This window comes from Betaproteobacteria bacterium (assembly GCA_009377585.1).
Lineage (GTDB): Bacteria > Pseudomonadota > Gammaproteobacteria > Burkholderiales > WYBJ01 > WYBJ01.
This window is the reverse complement of the sequence record WHTS01000195.1, coordinates 1-6,973: the sequence shown is the minus strand read 5'-3', so window position 1 is coordinate 6,973 and position 6,973 is coordinate 1. Positions and strand designations below refer to the sequence as shown.

The window sequence follows — 6,973 nt, the reverse complement described above, 5'->3', positions numbered from 1 at the left end:
GTTGCGCAAGGAGCGCCCGCGATGCATCAGCGAGCAACAGAAGCAGAAGCAGAAGCTTCTTTCCTTGGGTGCCGATGTTCGCCGCTTGTGGGATCATTCGCAGAGCACGCCGGAGTGGAAGAAGCGCATCCTGCGCACTGTTCTCACAGAAATCGTTGTTACCGCTGACGAGGGGGGAGGTGCAGCTTCTCCTGCATTGGCGGGGCGGTGACCACACGCAATTGCGTTTCAAGAAAGTGCGGGTTGGGCAGCATCGCGTGGTCACCGACGCAAACACCGTCGAACTGATCCGGAGCAAGGGCTGAAGCCGCTTTCCGCAGACGCGGTCGGAAGCCTCCCAGAGCACGATCAGGGCCGCGCGTACCGCCTCGTCGTAAAGCGGTGCGCGTGATCGCTTCTGAGGCCGCTTGTGAACCGCAGGCGCGTTCAACACGCGTATAGCGGACTTCTCGTGATAGCCGGTAGTCGCAATAAACTCGTCGAGGATCCTCCGCTTGTCCACGCCAGAGGCCGATTGATACCGGCTACGAACGGCGTCTGCGAGCTCTCGCCTTGCCTCACGGTCCAGTCTTGTGTCCATGACCCTTCCCCTCGAGATGGGAGTGGTATGGTCACACGCGCGCGCGCCGGTAACAGATCACGTGAGGCAACGGCTACACCGGGGTAACAATTGGGGTGAGGCATCCTCCTGCCGGCGTTGGAGCGCAATGGTCACCTCAAACTTCAGGATCAGATTCGCGACAAACTTTTCGATATGAGCGCGGCGACCGTTGATCGGCTGCTTCGCATTCCACGGAGCACGTCGCGATCGAAGAGACCCCGGCGCGTCGAGCCCGCACCGCGACGAAGAGTGCGGATGCGCACCTTCGCAGATTGGAACGAGCCGCTGCCCGGGTGCATGGAAATGGATCTGGTCGCGCACTGCGGAACGGTGAATCGCGGGAGCTACGTCCACAGCCTCGTGCTCACCGACATTGCGTCTGGGTGGACCGAGTGCGCACCCCTGGTCGTACGCGAGGGCGGGCTCGTAGTCGAGACGATCGAGCGTGTTCGGCTCGGCTTGCCCTTCGGCCTTCGCGCGCTGGATGTCGATAACGGCAGTGAATTCGTCAACGACAAGCTGATCGACTACTGCTTGAGCCACGGGATCGAGCTCACACGCTCCCGGCCCTATTGTAAGAACGATCAAGCCTGGGTGGAGCAGAAGAACGGTGCGATCGTCCGCAAGCTGCTCGGCTATCGACGCTTCGAGGGACTGGCGGCTGCGCGGGCGATCTCTCGTCTATACGGCGCGTCTCGTCTCTTCGTGAACTTCTTCCAGCCATCGTTCAAGCTGGCGGCGAAACATCGTGACGGCGCGAAAGTGTCGAAGCGCTATCATCCTCCGCAGACACCATGCGAGCGACTCTTGCAGGCGGACTCCATCGCGCTCGACGCGAAGGAGGCGCTGAAGCAGATCGAGGGCCAGCTCGATCCTTTGAAGCTGCTCGAGGAGATCCGGGCCGTGCAGGCGTATCTGGCCGCCTTGGCCGATGGCGAGCCACCGCCGGCGCCTTCAGTTGATGCGCCCGACCTAGGATCGTTCATAGCGAGTCTGTCCAGTGCGTGGCGCGCCGGCGAAATCAGACCCACCTTCTCGATCGAGGCGAAGCCGCGATACCTCCGTGGTCTACAAAAAGCCGTTAAGGCGCACGTGCCCGCAACTGAACCATGCCCCGCACATCGAACTACACCCATTCCGGTATCTCCGCCGCCTTGCATTCCGGCAAGGCTACTGCCCGTCTATGCCGGCAAAGGCAACGCCAAGCTACACGCGGTGCGCATGGCTTGGCCGGTCGTCTGTCGTCGACTGGAAGGGCTTCCCAACATCAGCGCGACCCAACTCTTCGAAGAGATCAGCATCCGATTCCCTGGCCGATTCACCCGGGCCCAGTACAAAACTCTTCTCCGACGCGTGAACCGATGGCGCGAGGACGCAAGGGCTCGTGGTGTCGTCATCGGAGCTAAGACCTACCGGCTATCGGACAAGCCGCGTGGCCGCCGTCCTAGAATATTCGAGGAGCATTGGCCGGAGATGACCGCCTGGCTCGAATCGCACCCCGACCAAACGGCCCTTGAGCTGCTCATCGAGTTCCAGGCCCGATACCCGGGCCGATACACGCAACACCAGCTAAACACGCTGCAGAGATATGTGCGCAAGTGGCGGCATCAAGAGATCCAGCGTCTGATCTGTGATGTCGGCACCGGCTCACCAGCCGGTAACCATTCTTGTGAGGCAACCGGTAACAAAGTTGCGTGAGGCAACACGACAGGCAGCCTTACATGCATCGGATGGAATGGGTCGATCACGCGGTGGTTCTCAAGGGCAGAGCACGGTGGTGATCTAGAAACAGGACGTTGCGCTGAAGACCGATGATGCCGCGATCCAGCGCGACAGCAACCACGCGTGCAGCGATCTCTCCGGAAATCCGGTACGCCCGCACTACGTTATGATCGATGGAAGATCGATTCCGGGCCTGGCTCAGTACTCGGGCACGGAACTCAGCCAAGATCAGGACGCGCTGGCGCACTGCGGCATCACCAAACAATACGAGGAGGCGCAATTGAACAAGTTCTTCGCTCCGTCGCATCTGGCTGCCGGGTTGATTGTCATTGGCGGCGCGGCCACGGCGTGGCCGGCGGTTGGCGAAGACTATCCGACGAAGCCAATCCGCCTGATTTTGCCGTTCCCGCCGGGCGGGCCTGTCGACACTTTCGCGCGTGTGCTGGCGCCGAGGTTGACTGCGAGCTTCGGGCAACAGGTTGTACTCGACAATCGGCCGGGCGCGAGCGGTCGGATCGCGATTGAGGGCGGCATACGGGCGGCGCCGGACGGATACACGATGCTGATGGTGTCCAGCAGCTACGCCGGTACCGCTGCCACGCGCAAGCTCAACTACGATCCAGTGAACGACATGGCGCCCGTCGCGCTGCTCACCGTATCGCCGCAGCTGATGGTCGTCAATCCCACCGTACCCGCGGCGAACGTGCGCGAGCTGATCGACTACGCGAAGACCAATCCAGGCAAACTTAATTTCGGCTCGTCCGGCACAGGAGGCAGCATCCACCTTGCGCTCGAGCTCTTCAGCCAGATGGCCGGCATTCGGATGACACATGTGCCGTACAAGGGGCAGGGGCCGGCGATAAATGAGGTCGTCGGCGGGCAAATCCAGCTGATGAGCGGCAGCCCGCTGGTGATCTACCCGCACGTGAAGTCGAAGCGCCTGCGCGCATTGGGCGTCTCGAGTGCAAAGCGCGCGAAGGCGATGCCTGACATTCCCGCGATCGCCGAAACCGTGCCGGGATACGAGACGTTGAGCTGGCAGGCGATCCTCGGGCCAAAACTGCTGCCGAACTCGCTCATAAGCCGCTGGAATGCGGAACTGAACCGCATTCTAGAGACGCCCGATCTGACCGCACGCTTGGCCGGGGACGGCGTCGAAGTGGCTGGCGGCCCACCTAAGCGGTTCCTAGATCAGCTGCGAAGCGACGTCATGAAGTGGAAGGCGGTCGTGAAGACTGCAGGGATCAAGGTGGCTGACTGATGCATGCCGAACATAGCCCTGGGTGGAACGCGAGCGACGCGCGTTGATTCAAGGTCGTGCAGGTTGATAGGCGTTTTGACGATGACCTTGGAGACGAGCGGCCGCATTTGGCCGGGTGTACTCGCTCGACATGATGCCAGAAAGCGGCCGCACGTTGTGGCCCGTGCGGCCGCCAGCAGGCGCTGCTAGATTTCGGTTTGCTCGGAGATCTCCAGCGCGTCATCCACCTCGATTCCGAGATACCGGACGGTACGTTCCAACTTATGTCCCGCGGGACATAGGCTTGACTATCTCCCGCGCCGGACTATGTCCCGTGACAGACGAGGCCATCAATATTCGGCCACGCATTTCGCGGGACATAGGCGGCTGCACTACAAGCCCTTGAGGAACGCGAGCAGCCGGTCGTTGGGCTTGTAGCGGCCAAGCTTGCCCTCCGGAGACGTCCCACCAATCGCGCGCACCCGAGCATCAGCACTCTCGTAGGAAAGCTCCATGATGTTCTCCTTGCGGGCGGAATTCCCCGGCAAGGAAGATTGCAATGTCCAGCGAAATCGCTGAGCGCCCTCGGTAGATCAACCCGTCAGGCATGTACAGGACATAGTCCGGCGCGGGAGATAGTCCAACTTGGTATGACCAAGCAACAGCTGAACGGCGCGCAGGTTCTTTGTGCGCTTGTAGATCAGGGTCGCCTTGGTTCGCCGCATCGAGTGCGTCCCGTAGGCCGACGAATCGAGGCCAGCGGCTTCAATCCAGCGATGGACGATCCTCGCGTATTGGCGGGTCGAAACATGGGGAGAGCTCCGCACCCTGCTCGGGAAGAGGTATTGGTCCCCCCGAAGCTGAGCCTTCTCCAACCAGACGCCAACAGCCGTTCTGGTCGACTCCGTCAGCTCGAACTGCACCGACCGCTGCGTTTTCCTCTGGATCACCATGGCTCGCGGGAGTATGCGGTTCCCAAGCGTGACGTCACCTACTCGAAGTCTGACAAGGTCGCAGCCGCGAAGCTTGCTGTCGATAGCCAGGTTGAACATGGCGAGATCGCGGACGGCATGCGCATTCTGTAGGTGGATTCGGATAGCCCAGATGTCCTTCGGTTTGAGAGGTGGCTTCTGGCCGACGAGCTTGCCCTTGTTCCAGGCGCCACATTTCTCGATAGCTTCCATCACAGGCTCCTTGGTCGTTGATCGGAGCCCTATTCTTGGGCAGGGACCGGAACGGCTGCTATCGGCAGGATGCTCGATGAGTACTATCGGCCAATTCCAGAGCGTCGCGGTGGCCTCCGGCAGTGACTGCGCTTCGGCCAGTGCAGCCAGCGAGTCAACGTCGCATGAATGACCGTTGACTGCCGGTCAACGTAACTCGACAACGGCGCAGCGCAAATCACTGCCTCCGACGCTATTCCAATGACAATTGGTGCGCAGTCGAAGCTCGCCAAAGAATGGTGGGCGACCAAGTTCGGCAGAGGCACCGGGTGCCTTGGTGGAAGCACCACTAAAAAAGTTCTAGGCACGATCCCGCCTGTTACTGAGTCCGTTCGTGCGTGCGCCGCCGGAGCCGATTCGAGAGCACATCGCGGGTGTGCAGCGAGCTTGCCTGGGCTTCCTGCTATCCTTCACGCCACCGCGCTCCCCCCGGAGGTCCACCGTGAAGTTCGGCGTCCATCTGCCAACCGTTCGCCTCAACGATCCTGACCCCCTGGCCATGCTCACCGAATTCGTCTCCGAATCCGATGCCATGGGTTACGAATACCTCGCTGTAAACGACCACTTCTTCAACGTGCTCGATCCGGTGACATCTCTCGCAGCGGTCGCGGGTGCCACGAAGCACATGCGATTCATCCCGGCTGGTCTGCTTCCCATCCACCGTGGCCTCGTCCCCACTGCAAAGATGTTCGTCACCCTCGACCTCTTCACTGGCGGACGCATGATCGCCGGACTCGCCGCGGGTTCCTCGAATGTCGAATACACCATCAATAATTTCGACCCGGCCGAGCGCTGGCACCGCTTCGACGAGATTGCCGTGGCACTTCGCTCGCTCCTTCAGCCGGGCGCCCCGGCCTTCAAGGGCAAGTACTACAACACCGAAGGTCTGGACCTCGGTGTCATGTCCCGACGCCCGGAAGGCATTCCCATCTGGATCGCCGCCTGGGGTAGTAACGCCGGCCTTCGCCGCGCCGCCCGCTTTGGCGATGGCTGGCTCTCCTCCGCCCTCCAGCTCACCCCCGAATCGCTGCGAGAGACGAAGGCGAGGCTCAACCAGTACCTGGTCGCCGAGGGCAAGGATCCCGCAATCTTTCCGAACGGCCTCTGCACCTGGCAGTTCTACGTCAGCAAGGATCAGAGCCGCCTCGACGCCATGAATGCGCGTCGGGAGAACCTCTTTCGGAACCGGCCACGGGCCGCCGGCGAACGTCACGAGCTGCATGGAATGGGGCCGATCATCGGCACACCGGAACAAGTTGCCGAAGTCGTCTCAGCGCTGGAGGAGGCAGGCTCCGATGCCCTCTACATTCGTCCGCTCGACGACCACCTCAAGCAGGTCCAGCGCTTTATGAGCGACGTCGTTCCCCTGGTCCGCAAGGCGGCAGCGGCTCACGCAAACGGGGACAGGCCTTGAACGCATGCAATGCGTGATAGCAAGACCTGACCCGTTCGCGCTCGCTCTCGCTCTCCCGGGACTGGCCTCGGCAAGTCACTGAAGCCGAAACCCTCGTGTAAGCCGATGCAGGATGCTGCGTTGTGGTCCCGATTCCTTGGCAGCGCTCTTGATCAGCGCAGCCACGTCATCGGGGCGTGACACGTAAAGAAGGGTTGATACATCGAGAACTTTTGAAGCACGACCGCGCCATGTCGGGCACCGGCGTGCCGGAACTACTTTTCGGCCAGGCCGAGCGACTGCACGAGCTTGGTCCACTTGTCGAGTTCGCTCTGCATGAACGCCGTCAGCTGCTCCGGCGTGCTGCCTACCGGCTCGACGCCGAGGGCCAGAAGCTTTTCGCGCAGGTCCGGGAGCGCCACCGCCTTCGCGATGGCACCGCTCAGGCGATTGACGATCGCCGTCGGCGTTCCGCTCGGCGCGAGCATCGAGTAGGACGCATTGACGTCGAACCCCGGATACGCCTGCTCGGCGACCGTCGGCACGTCCGGAAGCGTGCTCATGCGCTTCGGCGTACTCACGGCCAGGAGACGCAAGCGTCCGGCGCGCACTTGTGGCATGGCGACCGGGGCGCCGATGAAGCAAAACTCGACCTGCCCCGAAATGACGTCGTTGAGCGCCTGACCGCCGCCCTTGTAGGGCACGTGAACGATGTTCACGCCGGCTCTGGATTTCAATAATTCGCCGGCCAGATGCATCGGGCCGCCGAAACCGGAGGACGCGAAGTTCATCTG

Annotated in this window: 6 protein-coding genes; 3 read left to right on the top strand and 3 right to left on the bottom strand. The window is 61.7% G+C overall.

The genetic code is table 11. From position 1 onward, the window contains the following. Window positions 1-787: 787 nt before the first annotated feature. Together GEV05_29860 and GEV05_29855 are read left to right on the top strand one after the other, a co-directional pair. Entirely contained in the window at window positions 788-2,299 is a 1,512-nt protein-coding gene (locus GEV05_29860) for a DDE-type integrase/transposase/recombinase (GenBank protein ID MPZ47491.1), read from the top strand. A gap of 190 nt (window positions 2,300-2,489) precedes the next feature. Next, a complete protein-coding gene (locus GEV05_29855; GenBank protein MPZ47490.1) occupies window positions 2,490-3,584 on the top strand; it encodes a tripartite tricarboxylate transporter substrate binding protein in 1,095 nt (364 codons plus the stop codon). A gap of 185 nt (window positions 3,585-3,769) precedes the next feature. Here GEV05_29855 and GEV05_29850 read toward each other — a convergent pair whose 3' ends face one another. Together GEV05_29850 and GEV05_29845 are read right to left on the bottom strand one after the other, a co-directional pair. Then, on the bottom strand, window positions 3,770-3,844 hold the full coding sequence (locus GEV05_29850; protein ID MPZ47489.1) for an integrase: 75 nt from the start codon (window positions 3,842-3,844) through the stop codon (window positions 3,770-3,772). A gap of 312 nt (window positions 3,845-4,156) precedes the next feature. Continuing rightward, window positions 4,157-4,747, bottom strand: coding sequence for a tyrosine-type recombinase/integrase (locus tag GEV05_29845; protein MPZ47488.1), 591 nt, complete (start codon window positions 4,745-4,747; stop codon window positions 4,157-4,159). 355 nt (window positions 4,748-5,102) lie between these two features. Between GEV05_29845 and GEV05_29840 the strand changes: the two genes are divergently transcribed. Further along, window positions 5,103-6,200, top strand: coding sequence for an LLM class flavin-dependent oxidoreductase (locus GEV05_29840; protein ID MPZ47487.1), 1,098 nt, complete (start codon window positions 5,103-5,105; stop codon window positions 6,198-6,200). A gap of 254 nt (window positions 6,201-6,454) precedes the next feature. On the opposite strand, the gene GEV05_29835 is transcribed toward GEV05_29840, so the two are convergent. Further along, on the bottom strand, window positions 6,455-6,973 hold a 519-nt coding region (locus tag GEV05_29835), incomplete at its 5' end, for a tripartite tricarboxylate transporter substrate binding protein (GenBank protein MPZ47486.1).

Excerpts from the sequence above, each read along its gene's own strand:
- GEV05_29855 (MPZ47490.1), top strand. The coding sequence starts at position 2,490 with ATGATCGATGGAAGATCGATTCCGGGCCTGGCTCAGTACTCGGGCACG.
- GEV05_29845 (MPZ47488.1), bottom strand. The coding sequence starts at position 4,747 with ATGGAAGCTATCGAGAAATGTGGCGCCTGGAACAAGGGCAAGCTCGTC.